General features: G+C 40.0%; 18 protein-coding genes and 1 other annotated feature (1 of these 19 running past the window's edge). Of the genes, 15 read left to right on the forward strand and 3 right to left on the reverse strand.

Annotated features, from left to right (window positions below; genetic code table 11):
• The 3 genes from DOK79_RS09760 to DOK79_RS09770 form a co-directional block, all read left to right on the forward strand.
• Positions 1-842, forward strand: partial view of an aminopeptidase C gene (locus DOK79_RS09760; protein WP_206856509.1) — the 3' portion only. It extends 487 nt beyond the left edge of the window; only the last 842 of its 1,329 coding nucleotides appear in the window; its start codon lies off the left edge, out of view; it ends in the stop codon at positions 840-842.
• 182 nt (positions 843-1,024) lie between these two features.
• Positions 1,025-1,858, forward strand: a complete 834-nt coding sequence (locus tag DOK79_RS09765) for a fructosamine kinase family protein (protein WP_206856511.1) — start codon at positions 1,025-1,027, stop codon at positions 1,856-1,858.
• Between the two features lie 16 nt (positions 1,859-1,874).
• Positions 1,875-2,624 (forward strand): acyl-ACP thioesterase domain-containing protein, encoded by a 750-nt coding sequence (locus tag DOK79_RS09770; protein ID WP_206856513.1) that lies wholly within the window; start codon positions 1,875-1,877, stop codon positions 2,622-2,624.
• A 94-nt stretch (positions 2,625-2,718) separates the two neighbouring features.
• Here the strand turns inward: DOK79_RS09770 and DOK79_RS09775 are convergent, their stop codons facing one another.
• Positions 2,719-3,687 carry an asparaginase gene (locus DOK79_RS09775; RefSeq protein ID WP_206856515.1) on the reverse strand — a complete coding sequence of 323 codons (969 nt, stop codon included), beginning with the start codon at positions 3,685-3,687 and terminating at the stop codon, positions 2,719-2,721.
• 153 nt (positions 3,688-3,840) lie between these two features.
• Here DOK79_RS09775 and DOK79_RS09780 point away from each other — a divergent pair, with 153 nt between their 5' ends.
• The 12 genes from DOK79_RS09780 (at position 3,841) to DOK79_RS09835 (ending at position 17,747) form a co-directional block, all read left to right on the forward strand.
• Positions 3,841-4,674, forward strand: a complete 834-nt coding sequence (locus DOK79_RS09780) for a DUF72 domain-containing protein (protein WP_206856517.1) — start codon at positions 3,841-3,843, stop codon at positions 4,672-4,674.
• A gap of 124 nt (positions 4,675-4,798) precedes the next feature.
• Positions 4,799-5,638 (forward strand): Cof-type HAD-IIB family hydrolase, encoded by an 840-nt coding sequence (locus DOK79_RS09785; RefSeq protein WP_206856519.1) that lies wholly within the window; start codon positions 4,799-4,801, stop codon positions 5,636-5,638.
• Positions 5,639-5,669: 31 nt separating this feature from the next.
• Complete coding sequence (locus DOK79_RS09790; RefSeq protein ID WP_206856522.1) at positions 5,670-6,224, forward strand: HAD family hydrolase; 555 nt, start codon at positions 5,670-5,672, stop codon at positions 6,222-6,224.
• A gap of 197 nt (positions 6,225-6,421) precedes the next feature.
• Entirely contained in the window at positions 6,422-8,143 is a 1,722-nt protein-coding gene (locus DOK79_RS09795) for a septation ring formation regulator EzrA (protein WP_206856525.1), read from the forward strand.
• A 185-nt stretch (positions 8,144-8,328) separates the two neighbouring features.
• Complete coding sequence (locus tag DOK79_RS09800; RefSeq protein ID WP_206856528.1) at positions 8,329-9,471, forward strand: cysteine desulfurase family protein; 1,143 nt, start codon at positions 8,329-8,331, stop codon at positions 9,469-9,471.
• 19 nt (positions 9,472-9,490) lie between these two features.
• Positions 9,491-10,702: a tRNA uracil 4-sulfurtransferase ThiI gene (gene thiI / locus DOK79_RS09805; RefSeq protein WP_206856531.1), complete on the forward strand. Its 1,212-nt coding sequence runs from the start codon at positions 9,491-9,493 to the stop codon at positions 10,700-10,702.
• 189 nt (positions 10,703-10,891) lie between these two features.
• Positions 10,892-11,545 (forward strand): redox-sensing transcriptional repressor Rex, encoded by a 654-nt coding sequence (locus DOK79_RS09810; protein ID WP_206856533.1) that lies wholly within the window; start codon positions 10,892-10,894, stop codon positions 11,543-11,545.
• A gap of 110 nt (positions 11,546-11,655) precedes the next feature.
• Positions 11,656-11,868, forward strand: a binding site (T-box leader).
• A gap of 47 nt (positions 11,869-11,915) precedes the next feature.
• Positions 11,916-14,561, forward strand: coding sequence for a valine--tRNA ligase (locus DOK79_RS09815; protein WP_206856538.1), 2,646 nt, complete (start codon positions 11,916-11,918; stop codon positions 14,559-14,561).
• A 122-nt stretch (positions 14,562-14,683) separates the two neighbouring features.
• Positions 14,684-15,997 (forward strand): glutamate ligase domain-containing protein, encoded by a 1,314-nt coding sequence (locus DOK79_RS09820; protein WP_206856539.1) that lies wholly within the window; start codon positions 14,684-14,686, stop codon positions 15,995-15,997.
• Positions 15,987-16,646, forward strand: coding sequence for an HAD family hydrolase (locus tag DOK79_RS09825; RefSeq protein ID WP_206856540.1), 660 nt, complete (start codon positions 15,987-15,989; stop codon positions 16,644-16,646). Before DOK79_RS09820 ends, DOK79_RS09825 begins: the two co-directional genes overlap by 11 nt.
• 58 nt (positions 16,647-16,704) lie before the next feature.
• A complete protein-coding gene (gene radC / locus DOK79_RS09830; protein ID WP_206856541.1) occupies positions 16,705-17,397 on the forward strand; it encodes a RadC family protein in 693 nt (230 codons plus the stop codon).
• Between the two features lie 149 nt (positions 17,398-17,546).
• On the forward strand, positions 17,547-17,747 hold the full coding sequence (locus DOK79_RS09835) for a cold-shock protein (RefSeq protein ID WP_206856542.1): 201 nt from the start codon (positions 17,547-17,549) through the stop codon (positions 17,745-17,747).
• A gap of 144 nt (positions 17,748-17,891) precedes the next feature.
• Here DOK79_RS09835 and rnjA read toward each other — a convergent pair whose 3' ends face one another.
• Both rnjA and DOK79_RS09845 read right to left on the reverse strand, forming a co-directional pair.
• Entirely contained in the window at positions 17,892-19,571 is a 1,680-nt protein-coding gene (rnjA, locus tag DOK79_RS09840) for a ribonuclease J1 (protein ID WP_206856543.1), read from the reverse strand.
• A 1-nt stretch (position 19,572) separates the two neighbouring features.
• On the reverse strand, positions 19,573-19,785 hold the full coding sequence (locus DOK79_RS09845; protein ID WP_206856544.1) for a DNA-directed RNA polymerase subunit epsilon: 213 nt from the start codon (positions 19,783-19,785) through the stop codon (positions 19,573-19,575).
• Positions 19,786-19,822: the final 37 nt, after the last annotated feature.

The raw sequence follows: 19,822 nt of genomic DNA on the forward strand, positions 1-19,822 counted from the left end.
CAAATAGTTCAAATTCTCGTGATTTAAATAATTACTTGAACAAATTATTGCGTAAAGACGCGATCAAATTGCGTCAATTAGTGGCAGAAGGAAAAACAAGTGAAGAGATCCAAGTAGAAAAAGAAAAAATGCTAGCTGGCATCTATCAGTTTCTAACGATCTCATTGGGAACACCGCCAACTGAATTTGATTTTGAGTATCGTGATGAAGAAAAAAATTATCATATCGATCAACAATTGACGCCTCAAATGTTTTACGACAAATATATTGGTGTAAATTTGGATGATTATGTAAGTATCATCAATGCACCTACAGCGGACAAACCTTATGATCGTTCTTATACGGTTGAAATGCTAGGGAATGTCGTTGGGGGCAAAGAAGTCAAATATCTAAATGTCGACATGACGACTTTCAAAAACTTGGCGATTGCTCAACTGGAACAAGGAGAGTCTGTGTGGTTTGGTTGTGATGTTGGTCAATCTTCTACAAGAGATAGTGGGATCATGGCAACAGATGTTTATGAGATGGATGAATTATTCGATTTAGATTTTTCTATGACAAAAGCGGAGCGTTTAGATCATGGAGAAAGCTTGATGACTCACGCGATGGTCTTGACTGGTGTGGATTTGGTTGATGGAAAATCGACGAAATGGAAAGTGGAAAACAGCTGGGGAGAAAAAGTCGGAGATAAAGGATTCTTTGTGATGAGCGACGAGTGGATGGATGAATACACGTATCAAATCGTTGTCCGCAAAGACTTATTGACGGAAGAACAACTAGCAGCTTTCAATGCTGAGCCAACTTTATTAGCACCATGGGATCCAATGGGGGCATTAGCTTAATTACGAAATCAGTAAAAACAGATACAGAAGCCTCGATGGTTTTCTGTGTCTGTTTTTATTTGTTTTCTTGATTTCAGGTTTTTATAAATACCTGTGTTATACTTTTAACTAATAAAGGAGTTGTTGTGGGCGTACTTGATCGATGAATGATCGATCTTGCGAAATAGCAAGGAGGAGCGAAAATGGATATTCAAGAAGTGTTGGCAGAGATTCGTTTAAGTGGGAAAGTTATACCAATTACTGGGGGAGATGTAAATCAAAACTATCGAATTGAAGAACAACAGAAATCTTATTTTTTAAAAATCCATCCTCATGTGACGAAACGCTTTTTTGAAGCAGAAGTGGATGGCTTAAAAGAGTTGGCACCACATGTACGCGTACCTGAAACGTATATGTTAGGGGAAACAAATGAAGGTGCATATCTATTGATGGAATGGATCGAACCAGGAAAAGGTGATCCACGTGAACTTGCAAAAGACTTAGTAAAGATCCACCGTTCGACTGCACCACAGTTTGGGTTTCGCAAAGATAATTATTTAGGCAGTTTACCACAAATCAATACGTTCGAAGAAGATTGGTGGACGTTCTTTTTTAAAAATCGTTTGGAAGCTCAAATTGATGTGGCTGAGAAAAATAATCGGTGGAATGACACCCGCCAAAAAGAGTATCGGCGGTTGAAAGAAGAAGTATTGAGTCGTGAAGTTCATCAAAAGATCATTCCTAGCCTCTTGCATGGAGATTTATGGAGTGGTAATGTTTTCTATGATAGACAAGGAAGACCAGTGTTTATCGATCCAGCAGTTTCTTATGGGAATCGTGAACAAGATATTGCGATGAGTCAGTTATTCGGCGGATTTCGCCCAGAATTCTTGGAAGCTTATCAAGAAAGCTGGCCATTGGACGAAGGGTGGGAGACTCGCCTGCCACTGTACCAACTCTATTACTTGTTAGCCCATCTCAACATGTTTGGCGAGAGTTATGGCACACAGGTCGATCATATATTAATGAAGAAGTAACTGGAGGTTTTTTCTTTTGACACAAAAATATACAAAAAAACATGAAGTATCTTACTATGAATGTGATATCAATCAAACAATGACGTTTCCGTCGATGTTAGGAGTTGTTATCAAAACTTCGGAAGATCAAAGTGATCATTTAAATCGAGGAACCGATTTTGTTAGCGGATTTGGTTTGACTTGGGTGATCACAAATTATTCAATGAAAATCAATCGCTTGCCTCATGTAGGTGAAAATATCGCTATCACTACACAAGCGATGCAGTACAACAAATTCTTCTGTTATCGTAATTTTTGGATCCATGATGAGGAAGGCAATGAATTAGTTGAGATCGAATCAGTATTTGTCTTGATGGATCTAGTGAATCGTAAGATGAGCAGCGTTAATGAAGAGATCATTGCACCTTTTGAGAGTGAAAAAATCAAGAAAATCAAACGTCAAGAAAAAATTGAGCCAATCGAATCAGGGTTAATGTTACCTTATCGCGTGCGGTTTTACGATATTGATAGTAATCAACACGTGAACAATGCAATGTATTTCAACTGGATCATTGATGTTCTTGGGTATGATTTTCTTACTACGCACACACCTAAACATGTGTTGATCCGTTTTGATAAAGAAGTTGAATATGGCAATGAGATTGAAAGCCATTATGAACAAGTCGCTTCTGGAACAGAGGTAAAAACAAGGCATGAAATCAGAATGCAAGGACAACTGTATTGTGTTGCGAATATCTTGTGGGAGAAAAAAGAGGTAACAAAATAAATCGAGTAGTACAAGTTTATGACAGAAGTGTTTCATCCTTTTCTAATAGGATGAAACGCTCGCTGCTATCATCTTGTACTACTCGATTCGTCTTTTATTGGGTCATAAATTGAATGAGATTTTCTTCTGCTAAGCCACCATTGATGGCGATCAAAAGTTTTAGTCTGGCTTTTTGACTATTGATACTATTACAAAAAATAACCCCCATGTTTGCGAGGTCTTTTCCGCCACCTTCGTAATCGTAGACGGGTTCAGCAATTCCATTGAAACAACGGGATACTAACACGACTGGGATTTTTTGGACCAAAAGTTTCTTTAGCGCAGTCAATGCCTGTGGTGGAAGATTCCCAGCGCCTAATGCTTCAATGACTAAGCCATCAACTTTCGTGTGTGCAAGTGCTTCGAGTAAATCACCTTGCATACCGGCATAGGCTTTGACGATTGGGATCGTTCCTTCGACTGACGCGATATCTAGTCTTTGTACCTCAAGTAATTCTTGCATAAACAAAATGCGATTTTTAGTGATCAAGCCGATTGGTCCTAAGGTAGGGGTACGAAAGGTAGCGACATTTGTCGTATGGGTTTTAGTGACATAACGTGCGGAGTGGATCTCATCGTTCATCACGACCAAAACGCCTTTGTCTTTTGCCTCATCACAGCTGGCTACACGAATGGCACTTTCAAAATTATACAAACCGTCACTTCCTAGCTCATTGCTTGAACGCATGGCGCCTGTCAAGACGATCGGTAGTTTGTCGCCAATGGTTGAATCCAGGAAAAAAGCTGTTTCTTCTAATGTGTCCGTCCCATGAGTGATTACGACCCCTTGGATGTCAGAAAGAAGTGCTTGGTTGATTCTTTCTTTGAGTTGTAACATATGTTTAGGCATGATGTGGGGAGAAGGAAGATTAAAAATGTCTTCCATGATCAGATCCACATTCTCAGGGATTTTTACTTCTGCATCTAATAGTGGGTTTGCTACGTCTGGACTGACGCCGCCTGTTAAAGAATTTTCTTTCATGGCAATCGTACCGCCTGTGTGTAAGATAAGAATTTTTTTCATTTTCAGAACTTCCTCACGAATAATTTTGCATAGGGTTTCTTGATTATTGTATACTATATAAAAGAGTTTTGCTACGAATGAATCAATTGAAATCGATCGGCTAGGAATATAAAATGAAGATAATGAATTTTAAACGAATGGAAGTGATTCGCCGTGATCAAAATTGGCTTGACTTCATTTAAAGAACATGACAACTTAACAGGAAAAAAGAATAATACGCTTTACGATTATGCGAGTGTGCTTTCATTCGTCGAATTAGATACAGCATATTATGGGATCCCTAGGAAATCATCGGTGGAGAAGTGGGTGAATGAAGTACCCGCATCTTTTCGCTTCGTGATGAAAGCTTATCAAGGTATTAGCGGTCAAGGGGACTGGCAGAAGTACTATCAATCAGAAGAAGAGATGATCGAGCGTTTTTTAGACGTCATGGCGCCAATGTATGAAGCAGGGAAACTTTTTTGTTTCCTCGTTCAATTCCCCGCTTCGTTCAAGTGTACGAAAGAGAATGTAGCGTATTTAAGAAAACTAAGAAAATGGTTTGCCGGCTATCCGATAGCGATCGAGTTACGTGATTATTCTTGGTATAGTGAACAGTTTCTATCTCGAACAAGACAATTTATGACTAAAGCAATGTTTTCCTTAGCGGTCATTGATGAACCACAACTATTAAATACGACGATTCCTTTTGATCCTTATGTTACAAATCCGGATTTTACGCTTTTTCGTTTTCATGGAAGAAATGAGCAAGGTTGGCAAGCGAATGATCAGGATTGGCGAAAAAAAAGAACGTTGTATCGATATTCTGAAGAAGAGTTGCAAGAACTAGCAGCGGCAATCAAAAAAGTAGAAGGATCAACAAAACAGATCGGTGTGATTTTTAATAATAACTCTGGTGGAGATGCGGCCGAAAATGCCTTGGCGTTACAAAAAATCTTAGGAATCGAACCAGAGGAGCTTAATCCAAAACAAATCGATTTGTTTTGAATAATTGGTTTCTAGCCAATTTTTGTCAATATATGTAAAATATGAACGATGTTTATCAATCAGAAATGATAGTATTGGACCATAAATTTAATCAACGAATAATCGAAAGAGGTGATGGAACTACATGATCAAAGCAGTTTTTTTTGATATCGATGGCACATTAGTCAATAATCAAGCTAAAGCGTTGGCTTCAACTAAAGATGCGATTGGACAATTACAAAAAAAAGGCATATTGTGTGGTGTCGCCACTGGACGTAGCCCCGTTAAAATCAAAGAAGTGATTGATGAACTTGAACTAGATATGTTTGTTGTCTACAATGGGCAATTAGTCTTTGATCGTGATCACACGATCGTCGACCAGCCATTTGACAAAAAAGTATTGAACGATATCGTCCACTTTTCGGATGCGTATCATCGACAAATCATTTTTGGTGGACGGGAACAACTGGATGGTTCAACGACGATGATGTTAGGGCAATCGATCGTCATCAAAAAAATAGTGAATCATTTGCCTAAAAAATTTCCGGTACGTCTATTGAAAAAAATCTTACAAGTCTTCAGTCCACATCGGCAACGAAAACGGTATGAAACATTAGCGATATTGAACGAGCCGATCTATCAATGTATTTTATTGAGCCAAACGTCTGAACAAGAAAAACTTGTCCAACGATTTCCAGAATGCTCGTTCCAACGCTCAAATCCTTATACGGTCGATATTATTCCAAAAGGCGGTTCTAAATTGTTAGGAATCAAACAGTTTGCGGAAAATAAAGGTATCGCATTGACCGATATCATGGCATTCGGCGACCATTACAATGATGTTGAGATGCTAAAAGGTGTGGGGATCGGTGTTGCAATGGGTAATGCCCCAACTGCTGTGAAGCAAGAAGCTGATTTTGTTACGGCGACAAATGAAGATGATGGTATTTATAAAGGATTGAAGCATTTTGGTGTAGTACACTGAACGAGTGTCTGTTAGGAGGAAGAATTTTAGTATGGAACCAGAAACACCTTATCAAAAAGTGGAACGATTTCATCGGACGTTTGATCCGAGAATCCCAGATCGACCAACTGCTTTTACTAAAAAACATGCGGATGATCGAGCAGGTTTCAAAATCGAAGAGTTAGTTGAATTTGTAGCAGCAGCGAGTGGTGGCGATGCAGAAAAATTGCATGATTCCGTCCAATATTTGCATCAAGCACTCGATCAAGCAGAGAAAAAAATGCTTACAAAAAAGGCTTGGGGAGAAGAAAGTTTAGTCGAGCAAGTGGATGCGTTGACAGATTTACTTTATTTTACCTATGGCTCTTTTTCGTTACTTGGCGTTGATCCTACCAAGATTTTTGACATCGTCCATCAAGCGAATATGGGAAAACTGTTTCCAGATGGCAAACCTCATTATGATCCGATCACGAACAAAGTAATGAAACCGGACAATTGGCAGAGAGATTACGCGCCAGAAGACAGGATCGCAAAAGAAATCCAAAAGCAAATAAGTAGGGCGGATCAGCTAAAATCTTTCGCAGAAAAACCGTCAGCAAGCGATTAGTTGCTAAAAATATAGATTATCCACGTGCAAAAAAGATTTTTTACGTAGGTAGTGTATGAGTGAACAGAGTGTGTTATAATATAAAATAGATGTCTTTTTGCACGAAAGACGTATTAACAATGTTATGCAAAATCAGATTCGTCTGATCATAAACAAATATAGACAGTAGATGCATATTGAAAACGGAGGAACCTTAAATGGGAAATAATGTTATCATCGGGATCGTCATTGCAATCATTATAGTCGCCATTCTGGCTTTTTTGGTTAGTTACGTAATGAAGAAAAAAAACCAAGATCGATTGGACGTCTTAGAAAAACGCAAGGAAGAATTATTCGACTTGCCTGTGATTGAAGAAGTTGACGATGTCAAAAAAATGCATCTAGTGGGGCAAAGCCAAAATACCTTTCGTGAATGGAGTCAAAAATGGAATGACATCTCTACCTCATCATTTGCCGAGTTAGAAAGTCAAATCTTTGAAGTCGAAAATCTCAATGAGAGCTTTAGATTCTTAAAAGGGAAAAAAGCAGTCGAAGAAGCCGAAGCAACAATGAACCAAATGGAAAAAGAAGTTGCTGAGATTCGCGATGGTCTGAAAGAGTTGCGTGAAACAGAAGAACGTAATTCCTTGGCTGTTCAACAAGCTTTAGACGTTTATGAGGAATTAAAAGCAACGATTCGTGAGGAAGAACAACAATACGGACCAGCTTTACCTGAGTTACAAAAACAAGTGAAAACTATTGAAAATGAGTTCACACAATTTGTTACTCTAAACACTTCTGGTGATCCAGTTGAAGCGCGTGAAGTGCTAGATAAAGCAGAAAAACACACGTATGAAGTAGATGCTTTAATGAAAAAAATTCCTCCATTATTCGAAGATTTGAATACGACTTTCCCAGCGCAAGTTGAGGAGATCCAAGAGACGTATGACCGCTTGATCAAAGAGGAGTATGTTTTTCCAGAAGAAAACCTAGTTGGCGATATCGAAACGATCAATCGTCGAATCGAACGTTCGTTGATCAATATTGAGAAAACGGAAGTTGAAACTGTAGAATTTGAAAATCGTGAAACGGCCAATCTGATCGATGCACTATATGATATATTAGAGCGTGAGATGGAAGCACAGGCTTTTGTCGCTAAAAACCAAGCAACGATCGAACAATATATCAAACATGCGACGAAAAACAATCGTCAATTGTTGATCGAATTAGATCATACCGCTCAAAGTTATACATTGAACCATAATGAGATCGGGCGTGTCCGTGGTTTCCAAACAGAAGTGGAAGAGATCGAACGTCAAAACGAGCAGATCAAACCACAGCTGCAACAACACGAAGTTCCTTACTCAGAAGTGAGAACGTTCTACAAAAAAGTTTTCAAAGTGTTAGAAGATATTGAAAACCAACAGGTTGAAATCAGCGATTCTTTACACGAACTAAGAAAAGGTGAAAAAGAAGCGCAAGAAAAAATCGATACATTCGAATTTAAATTGCGTAGTCTTAAACGGTTTGTTGAAAAACAACGATTACCAGGTTTGCCAAATGATTATCTAGAGTTTTTCTTTGTGGCAACAGAACGCATTGAAGAATTGAGTACTGTGTTGAATAAAATCAGAGTCAACATGGATGAAGTCGAACGTCTTGTCGCATTATGCGAAGAAGACTTAGAGTTACTAGATAAGAAAACTCACGATCTAGTGGATGCAGCAGCATTGACCGAACAAATGTTGCAATATGCGAACCGTTACCGCCACACACACGAAGAAGTGAAAGAAGCGATTGAAAAGAGTTATTACTTATTCAATAAAGAATATCACTATCAAGAAGCTTTGGATGAGATCGGCACAGCATTAGAGCGCACAGAACCAGGTGCATTCAAACGAATTGAAGATTTTTACTTCAATCATCCTGATTTAGTATGATCGCGTGATCAAAAAAGACAACACAGGCAATTGCCAAGTGTTGTCTTTTTTTCAGGAACTGAGCCATCAAGACCGATCAGTGAGGAGTGTTCAATTGTTTTTATCTTGTCTCAAACAAACGCCTCTTGAAAGCGTAATGGACAACCGTTATAATAGAAAAGAATTTCAAAAAAGAAGGGTTTTATATGATATATTTCGATAATAGTGCGACAACACCGATCTATCCTCAAAGCTTGGATGCATATGTCAAAACAAGTCAGCGGATCATCGGCAATCCATCAAGTCTACACGATTTAGGGAATCAGGCAAATCGCTTGTTACAGCAAGCAAGAAAACAAATCGCTGAATTAGTTTCTGCCTCTCCTGAAGAAATTTATTTTACATCAGGAGGAACAGAAGGAAACAACTGGGTACTGAAAGGAACGATGCTGGAAAAACTTGGCTATGGCAACCATATGATCATTTCAGGCGTTGAACATCCAGCAGTCAGTGAAACAGCTGAACAATTAACGAAGCTCGGTATCGAAGTGAGTATTGCGCCTGTCGATAAAAGAGGGATCGTACGCGTAGATGAGCTGAAAAAATTAGTACGTAAAGAAACGATTTTGGTTTCAGTTATGGCGGTCAATAATGAAGTCGGTGCGATCCAGCCAATCAAAGAAATCAGTACCTTTTTGAATGATCATCCTAAGATTCATTTTCATGTGGATGCAGTACAGGCAATCGGTAAAGTACCTTTGGCGGAGTGGTTGACTGAACGAGTGGATTTTGCCACTTTTTCTGCACATAAATTCCATGGGCCTCGTGGTGTTGGCTTTATTTATTGGAAAAAAGGTCGTCGTTTATCGCCGCTATTGACCGGTGGTGGGCAAGAAAAGAATCAACGTAGCGGAACAGAAAATGTGCCAGGAATCGTCGCGATGGCTAAAGCTTTACGATTAGCATTAGATATCAAAGCACAAAAACCAAACCAAACAGCGTATCTTAAACAAGCATTGATTGAAGCTTTACATACGTATGATAAAGTAACGATTTTTTCTGAGGGTGACGATTATGCACCACACATTTTGTGTTTCTCACTAAAAGGAATCCGCGGTGAAGTACTGGTCCATGCACTGGAAGAAAAACAAATATTTGTTTCTACGACTAGCGCTTGTTCTTCTCGCAAGCACATGGCAAGTAGCACACTACATGCGATGCAAGTTCCCAATGATCTAGCTACTTCCGCTATTCGTGTCAGCTTGGACGAAAGTAATACGATGGCAGAAGTTGAGCAATTCATGATTATTTTCAAGCAGTTGTATAAGAAATTTTCAGTCATCAATTAAGAATCAGAGGAGTGTTTTTTTGAAGTACAGTGAAATCATGGTTCGCTATGGTGAACTTTCAACAAAAGGAAAAAATCGTAGAAGTTTTATTATGCAGTTGGCACAAAATGTCAGACAAGCATTGAGCGATTTTCCTGAAATCAAGATTCATGCAGAGCGCGATCGTATGCATCTCCTTTTAAATGGAGTAGACGGTCAGCTAGTCATCCCTAAGTTAGCAAAAATCTTCGGGATCCAAAACTTTTCACCGAGCGTGCGAGTGGAAAAAGACGTACAAAGTTTAAAACAAGCAGTTCAGGAGATCATGCAAGAAATCTATACAGGAAAAGAAACATTCAAGATCATTGCAAAGCGTAGTGATCATAGTTTTGAATTGAATAGTAATGAACTGAATCAAGCCTTAGGAGATGCAGTCATCGATGTTTTTCCTGATATCCAAGTACAAATGAGAAAGCCAGATATTGCCTTACGTGTGGAGATACGCCGAGATGGTGCTTATCTTTCCTATGAAACGATCAAAGGTGCCGGTGGTCTGCCGGTTGGTACAAGCGGTAAAGGCATGTTGATGCTTTCAGGAGGGATCGACTCACCTGTTGCTGGCTATTATGCTATGAAACGTGGGGTTGAGATCGAAGCGGTCCATTTTGCTAGTCCGCCTTATACAAGTGAACAAGCGCTACAAAAAGCCAAAGATCTAACAGTCAAACTAACGCCTTATGTGGGAAAAATCGAGTTCATCGAAGTACCATTTACAGAAGTGCAAGAAGAAATCAAACGAGTGGTACCACAAGGTTACTGGATGACGATCACTCGTCGTATGATGCTTCGCTTAACAGACGAGATCCGCCGTATTCGTCATGGCTTGGTGATTTTAAATGGGGAATCTTTAGGGCAGGTGGCTTCGCAAACACTTCAAAGTATGGTAGCCATCAATGAGGTTACGAATACACCGATCATTCGCCCTGTAGCGACGATGGATAAACTAGAGATCATCGAAGTAGCGGAACAAATCGATACGTTTGATTTGTCCATCCAACCATTTGAAGATTGCTGTACGATTTTTGCTCCACCGCAACCCAAGACACGTCCGCGACTTGAAAAAGTCCATCAATATGAAGAACGATTGGATATCGATGGCATGATCGAACGTGCATTGGCAGGATTGAAGATCGAAACGATCCACACGGAAACAACGAAGCAACAAGCAGAAGAGTTTTCTGACTTACTCTAAACGCTGGTAGCAGGCAAAAAAGTCCAACTTCAAGAAATAAGTAAGAAAATCAAAAAATAACTTTTTATATTTTTGATTTTCTTGCTTATTTTATTTGTTTTTAAAAGGAGTTGAGCGTCCGCCTATTGCGAGGTTCCTCGTTCCATGCTAAACTGAGATTATGTGAAATGATTAACAAGGAGAAGCGATATGCGAGAAAAATCAGAAACGTTACCCAAAGCAACAGCCAAACGGTTGCCTTTATATTTACGCTATTTGAATATGTTGAATGATTCTGGTGTTCAACGGATCAAATCAAATGAATTCAGTGAAATCACGCAAGTACCTTCCGCAACGATCCGCAGAGATTTTTCTCATTTAGGGGAATTGGGACGAAGCGGTTATGGGTACGATGTTCCCTATTTGATTGAAGTGTTTGATCGGATCTTGAATACAGAAGAAGAAAAAAGAATCGCCTTAGTTGGTTTTGGTAATTTAGGAAAAGCATTAAAGCATAATAATTTCAGAAGAAATGCGAATTTGAATATTGTTTGTGTCTTTGATAATGATCCAGCCATTGCAGGGAAAGAGATCGAAGGCGTGATGGTATACCCTATGGATCGTTTTAGTGAAATCGTTGAAAAAGAAGGCATCAAAGTGGCGATATCAACTGTGCCGAGTAAGTATTCACAATCAGCCATCGATGAGATCGTCAAAGGTGGGATCACTGCGATCTTGAATTTTGCGCCCGATCGTGTCAGTGTCCCGCCACATGTCCATATGCAATACATCGATCTGACTACTGAATTACAGACATTGATTTATTTTGATGAGAATTATTCACAAGTCTTTTCTTCTAAATAACAGCACAGAGAGCACATCAATGAACGTTCTAAGGTGGAGTCTTTCAGCAAATCAATCAGTGATTCATTAAGAGCTTTTATTGACTTTAGATTCTAACCATTGTAAAATGAGTCAAGATGTTGATCAAGAGGAGTAACTAGTCCGACGTTTAGAGAGAGAGAACGAATGGTGGAACGTTCTTAACGAAAGCTAGTGAAGGTAGCTTGGGAGTTTTTATCTTGAATCGAGTAGAGATGAACGAGTAGTGATCGTTAACTCACTTTGAGAGGTAATAGGCAGCTATTACAAATTAGGTGGTACCGCGTAATCTATACGTCCTAAATACGAAAGTATTTTAGGGCGTTTTTTTATTTTAAAGGAGGAACACAGTATGACGGAAGAAAAGAATCTCTCCACAAAGTACAATCCGCAAGAAGTTGAAGCGGGACGTTATCAAAACTGGTTAGACGAAGATTTATTCAAACCTAGTGGCGACAAGAAAGCAAAACCTTATTCGATCGTTATCCCCCCTCCCAACGTGACTGGTAAACTCCATTTAGGTCATGCTTGGGATACAACATTACAAGATATGTTGATTCGCCAAAAAAGAATGCAAGGGTACGATACGTTATGGTTACCAGGAATGGACCATGCGGGGATCGCGACACAAGCAAAAGTAGAAGAAAAACTACGTGAGCAAGGCGTTTCTCGTTATGATCTTGGTCGTGAAAAATTCATTGATCAAGTATGGGAATGGAAAGAAGAATATGCGGGTCATATCCGTGAACAATGGGCAAAAATGGGCTTATCTTTAGATTATAGCCGTGAACGTTTCACTTTAGACGATGGCTTATCTGAAGCGGTTCGTAAAGTATTCGTTAGCTTGTACGAAAAAGAGTTGATCTACCGTGGCGAATACATCATCAACTGGGACCCGCAAGCACGGACAGCCCTTTCTGACATTGAGGTGATCCACAAAGAAATCGAAGGCGCCTTTTATCATATGAGCTATGAATTAGCTGACGGTTCAGGTGTGGTTGAAATCGCAACGACACGTCCGGAAACGATGCTTGGTGATACAGCGATTGCGGTTCATCCAGAGGACGAGCGATACCAAGCACTGATTGGGAAAAAAGTTATTTTACCTTTAGTTAACAAAGAGATCCCGATCGTAGCCGATGAATATGTCGACATGGAATTTGGAACAGGTGTTGTAAAAATCACACCAGCCCATGATCCAAATGACTTTGAGGTTGGTAATCGTCATGATCTTCCACGAGTGAATGTCATGAACGAAGATGGCACGATGAATGAATTAGCAGGGAAATATCAAGGGATGGATCGTTTTGCAGCACGTAAAGCGATTGTCGCTGATCTAAAAGAGATCGGTCGTTTGATCAAGATCGAAACGATGATCCACAATGTTGGTCACTCTGAGCGTACAGGGGTAGTTGTTGAACCTCGTTTATCGACACAATGGTTTGTAAAAATGGCGCCTTTAGCTGAAAAGGCAATTCAAAACCAAGAAACAGAGGATGCTGTGGAATTCTTCCCACCACGCTTCAACCAAACGTTCTTACGTTGGATGGAAAATGTTCATGACTGGGTAATCTCACGTCAATTATGGTGGGGACATCAAATTCCTGCGTGGTACCACAAGGAAACTGGTGAAATGTATGTCGGTATGGAAGCACCAGCGGACAGTGAAAACTGGATACAAGATCCTGATGTTTTGGATACTTGGTTTAGTTCAGCGTTATGGCCTTTCTCAACGATGGGATGGCCTGACGAAAACAATGAAGATTACCAACGTTACTTCCCAACAAGTACATTGGTAACAGGATACGATATTATCTTTTTCTGGGTAAGCCGAATGATTTTCCAAAGCTTGGAATTTACAGAACGTCGCCCATTTGAAAACGTCTTGATCCACGGATTGATCCGTGATGAACAAGGACGCAAGATGAGTAAATCCCTTGGAAATGGGATCGATCCAATGGAAGTCATTGAAAAATACGGTGCCGATGCGTTACGTTGGTTCTTATCGAATGGTTCAGCACCAGGACAAGACGTACGTTTCAGTTACGAAAAAATGGATGCTTCTTGGAACTTTATCAATAAAATCTGGAATGCTTCGCGTTTTGTTATTATGAACGTAGAAGGGATGACAGTAGAAGATATTGATCTTTCCGGTGAAAAAACAGTGGCTGATCGCTGGATCTTGACTCGTTTGAATGAAACGATCGCTAAAGTGACTGACTTGTTTGAACAATTTGAGTTCGGTGAGGCAGGTCGTCAATTGTATAACTTTATCTGGGATGATTTCTGTGACTGGTATATTGAGATGAGTAAAGAAACACTTTATGGTGAGGACGAAGCAGCAAAACAAACCAACCGTAGTATTCTTGTCCATACACTCGATCAGATCTTACGCTTATTGCATCCAATCATGCCATTTGTAACAGAAGAAATTTGGCAACACATTCCTCATAAAGGAACTTCTTTAGTGGTTGCTGACTATCCAGTCGTTCAACCGGAATATGATGATGAAGCAGCTTCAAAAGGGATGGAAGTACTGAAAGAACTGATCCGTTCTGTTCGTAACATCCGTTCTGAAGTAAATACACCATTATCAAAACCGATCACGTTATTGATCAAAACAAATGATCCGAAGATCGATCAATTCTTGATCGAGAACACTAATTATATCGAACGCTTCTGTAATCCAGAAGAGCTAACGATCTCTAGTGAAGTGACAGCACCGGATCTAGCAATGTCTGCTGTCTTGACTGGCGCGGAAATCTTCTTACCTTTAGCGGGATTGATCAACATTGAAGAGGAAATCCAACGCTTAGAAAAAGAATTAGCGAAATGGACAGGTGAAGTCAAACGTGTACAAGGGAAATTGAACAACGAACGGTTTGTTTCCAATGCACCTGATGACGTCGTTGAAGCAGAGCGTGCCAAAGAAAAAGATTATTTAGAAAAACAAGCAGCTGTAAATGAACGTATCGAACAATTAAAATCGATCAATTAGACCGATTAAGAGAGGTGACGAAAGTTGCCTCTTTTTTTTTTTGAGAAAAAAACTCTTCTGGATTTCGTTGTTTCTTACGTGGGCTTTTTTGTTATAATGAAGAGGAATGGGGGAATGGAAACGTGAAAATCGAAGAAGCAATCAATTGGATCCATAGCCGATTACCATTTGGCTCACGTCCTGGGTTAGACAGAGTAGAAGCCTTATTAGAGGTAGTCGGGCATCCAGAAGACAAAGTCAAAACGATCCATATTGCAGGAACGAATGGCAAAGGTTCAACAGTAACTTATTTAAGATATTTATTGGAAGAAGCCGGTTTAACAGTCGGAACATTTACATCCCCATACATTGAATCATTCAATGAACGCATTTCCATCAATGGTCAAGGCATCCCTGATGAATCATTGATCCGACTCGTAAAGAAATATCAACCGCTAGTCGAGCAAATGGATCAATTTGAAGCGGTAGCCGGCATTACTGAATTTGAAACATTGACTGCGATGGCGTTTGATTATTTTCTGGAAGAACAAGTCGACGTTGCGATCATCGAAGTTGGCTTAGGAGGTTTACTCGATTCGACAAACGTTGCAAAACCTTTGTTGACGGGCATCACGACGATCGGCATGGATCATACGGATATCTTAGGCGATACGATCGAAGAGATTGCCGCTCAAAAAGCGGGCATCATCAAACAAAATGTGCCACTAGTCACTGGGAAGATCGTACAAGAAGCGATGGCAGTGATCGAAAAGCAAGCCAAACTAAAAAATGCGCCACATCACGCATGTGGAGAGGATTATACGGTTACCTACAAACATCCGGCAGAAGAATGGGGCGAGATTTTTTCATTCCAAAATGAGTATGGTAAGATCCCCAAGTTGATGATCCATATGATCGGGCAACACCAAGTAGAAAATGCCGGTATGGCAGTTGAAATGTATCAAGTGTATTGCAAATTGATGAATCTCCCATTCCGCGAAAAAGACGTGATGAATGGCTTGAAAAAGGCGCAATGGCCTGGACGAATGGAACGATTAAGTGAAGAACCATTAGTGATTTTAGATGGGGCGCATAATACGCATGCCATGGCACGTTTAGTCCAAAATCTAAAAGAAGAATTCAAAGGGTATCATATCCATCTTTTGTTCTCTGCTTTACGAACAAAAGAGGTTGATAAAATGTTACACCAATTACAAGACATACCAAACGCAACGATCTATGTCACCACTTTTGATTATCCTAAAGCCATCGAGCTGACGGATATCGAAGCAAGCACGGAAGATCAAGTCACCATTGTTTCAATGTGGCAATTTGGACTTGCGGAGATTTTGGAGAAGATGACGGATGAAGATGTTCTTGTAGTAACAGGTTCACTCTATTTTATTTCTGAAGTGCGACATTTACTTGTACAGTTGGGAGGAAAAAATGAAAGTTAATGCAGTGATTTTCGATATGGATGGCTTATTATTTGATACAGAGATCGTATACTATGAGGCATCTCAGACAGTAGCGGATCGAATGGGATTTCCCTACGATAAAGACCTTTATTTACGATTTTTAGGGGTATCTGATGAAGAGGTTTGGGCAAACTACCATACTATTTTTGCAAGTTTTGGTCGAGAAACTGTCCAAAAATTTATCGACGATTCTTATCAAGAGACACTTGAGCGTTTTGCTTCAGGACAAGTGGAATTAAAGCCAGGAGTGTTGGAATTTTTGACCTTTTTGGAAGAACAGGATATTCCAAAAGTGGTAGCATCAAGCAATCAGCGCCATGTGATTGAGCTGTTACTAGAAAAAAATGATCTACGCCATCGTTTTGACACGATCTTCTCCGCTGAAAATGTCAAACGTGCAAAACCAGATCCAGAAATTTTTTTACGTGCCCATGCTTATTTGGGAACAGAAAAAGCCGAGACTTTGATATTGGAAGACTCTCAAAATGGCGTACTAGCCGCTCATGGTGCTGGCATCCCAGTTATCATGGTGCCAGATCTATTAGCACCTTCTGATGAATTAGCTGCAAAAACAACAGCGATTGTGTCTTCACTTCATGAAGTTCCGTCATTGATCGCAAATAAATAAAATAAATGACCTCTTTTTCCGTATCTTATTTTGAGCGCACGGGAAAGGAGGATTTTTTATGGAAACAAATTTACTTCATACAGTTCCATCGACTTCTCTGCCTAGAGAAAGAATGGAGATTTATGGCGAAGATGCATTATCAGACCAAGAGCTTTTAGCAATCTTATTGCGAACCGGTCAGCATCCTTATAATGTATTAGAAATAGCAGGTACGTTATTGAAGAAATTTGGTGGGTTAGCGCTCTTGAGACAAGCAACGTTAGCAGAATTAGAGGCTGTTCGTGGGATCGGTCGCGTCAAAGCTTTGGAAATCAAAGCGTTGATCGAGCTTGGTCGGCGCATCCAAGTTGATCAACTAAGACAAACGAAGACGGTCCATGCCAGTTACGCATTGGCAAAAGAATTGATTTTAGAGCTAAAAGATCAAAAACAAGAACATTTAGTTTGTATTTATTTAGATACAAAAAATCAAATCTTGCTAAAAAAAACACTATTTATTGGTTCGCTGGATCAGACGATCGCACATCCGCGGGAAGTGTTCCATTACGCGGTTCGCTATTCGGCTGCACGGCTTGTGATTGCACACAATCATCCAAGCGGCAACGTTCTTCCGTCTAAGCAGGACATGCGATTGACTCGACGCATCCAGGAATGTGGAGAGATGATGGGCATCGAAGTACTTGATCATCTGATCATTGGGCGCAAACAATATTTTAGTTTGAGAGAAGAAGGATTAATGGAAAAAGAATGATGTAGCTTTCTTGCAAAAAAAAACAACCAAGTGTACAATTATAATGTAATTTTGTTTGGGAATAGAAGTTGAAACATCTGTTGCACCTCTATCGTACACGAGCAATGTTACAATCAAATTAGTGCTTTGGCACGAGGAGGGTATTATTAATGGAAAAAGGAACAGTAAAATGGTTCAACGCTGAAAAAGGATTTGGTTTTATTTCACGTGAAGACGGCAGCGACGTATTCGTACACTTTTCAGCTATCCAAGGTGAAGGATTCAAAACATTAGAAGAAGGTCAACCAGTTACTTTTGACGTAGAAGATTCAGATCGTGGCCCACAAGCTACAAATGTTGAAAAAGCATAATCCATACGAAAATACACTGACATGACGCTTGCTTTCTCATGGAGCGAATCAATTAGTTGATAAAAGGGACTGTGATTACACAGTCTCTTTTTTTTTCATCACAAAAAAACCACCAGACGATTGATTTCGTTTGGTGGTTTTGAGTTAGTCTTGATCCGGAGTCATCACCATAGGGATGATCATTGGATGTCTTTCTGTGCGGTCGAACAAGAAAGGTTGCAGTGCGCCGACCATCGCTTCTTTTAGTTTGTGTTCCGAACAATCGGGTGCATTTAGCACATCACGTAATGCGTGGAACAAGATACGTTGCGCTTCATTGATCATATCACCTGATTCTCGCATATAAACGAAGCCGCGAGAAAGGATATCTGGACCAGCAAGGATCTCTTTTTTCTTGATATCGACTGTCGTCACAGCAAGGACAAGTCCTTCTTCAGAGAGCAAATGACGATCTCGTAAAACAACGTTACCGATGTCGCCGATTCCACTACCGTCGATATACACATCACCAGCCACGAATTTACCTGCTAAACGAGCAGAATCACTTGTCAAAGCTAAGACATCACCATTTTCCATGATGAAACAATTCTCCGCTGGGACTCCTGTATCTTGTGCAAGAGAAGCGTGGATCTTCAACATCCGAAACTCACCGTGGACCGGAACAAAATATTTTGGCTTCATCAAACGAAGCATCAGTTTTTGTTCTTCTTGTCCACCATGACCAGAGGTATGGATATTATTGATTTTTCCATGGATCACTTCAGCACCAGCTTCAGACAACAAGTTGATCAAGTGGTTCACGCTTGTTGTGTTACCTGGGATCGGAGAACTAGAGAAAATCACTGTATCATCTGGTTGGATCTGGATTTGACGATGGGTCCCATTCGCAATACGGCTCAAGGCAGCCATTGGCTCTCCTTGAGAACCTGTACATAAAATCATTGTTTCGTTTGCCGGTAAGCGATTGATCTCATGCGCATCAACAAATGTACCATCTGGTACTTTGATGTAGCCAAGACGTTGTCCGTTGACGATCGCATTTTCCATGCTACGACCAAAAACAGCGATTTTTCTGCCAGTTGCTACAGCTGCTTCTGCTGCTTGTTGCAGACGGAAGATATTGGAAGCAAAGCTGGCAAAGATGATACGTCCTTCGATTTTTTCGAAAATCTTCAAAATTGAAAGGCCGATCGTTTTTTCTGATTTTGTGAACGTTGGGATCTCTGCATTGGTACTATCTGAGAGTAGGCAAAGCACGCCTTCTTCTCCGATACGAGCCATTTTATGCAGGTTAGCTGGTTCTCCTACAGGTGTGAAATCAAATTTGAAATCTCCAGTGGCAACCACGTTACCAGAAGGCGTTTTGACAACGACACCCAAAGCATCAGGAATACTATGAGTTGTTCGGAAAAAGCTGACTGATGTTTTTCTGAAACGGATCACGGTATCTTCATTGATCTCATTGAGTACAGCATCACGAAGCAGACCATGTTCATCCAGTTTGTTTGTGATCAGTGCTAAAGCTAAAGGCCCAGCATAGATCGGGATATTTGCTTGTTTCAGTAAGTAAGGAATCCCACCGATATGGTCTTCGTGTCCATGAGTGATCACTAATGCTTTTATTTTGTGTATGTTTTGTACGATATAGTTGTAATCAGGAATGACGTAGTCAATGCCAAGAAGTTCATCTTCTGGAAATTTGATTCCAGCATCGATGATGATGATCTCATCTTGGAATTGTACCCCATACGTATTTTTCCCGATTTCACCTAATCCACCAATCGCAAAGACGCCTGTCTCATTATTTTTGATGGAAAGTTTCATCTTAAAACTCCACTAATGTGAATGCTGGGTTTTCTTTTTCGTAGTCTAGATGGTTGCCTTCTAGAAGTTGTACGAATTCGATATTGTATGGGGTATTTTCTTCCACTCGTTGACGTGCTTCAACATCGCTATTTGCCTCGATGTATAGCGACTGTGTTTCTTCACGTTTTGGGTTACGGATTTTTGACTCTTGATAATAAACTTTGTAAATCATTATATATGTCTCCTTTATCTGCATCATGCAGTAATTT

The organism is Enterococcus sp. DIV1094, assembly GCF_017316305.2.
GTDB lineage: Bacteria > Bacillota > Bacilli > Lactobacillales > Enterococcaceae > Enterococcus_B > Enterococcus_B mangumiae.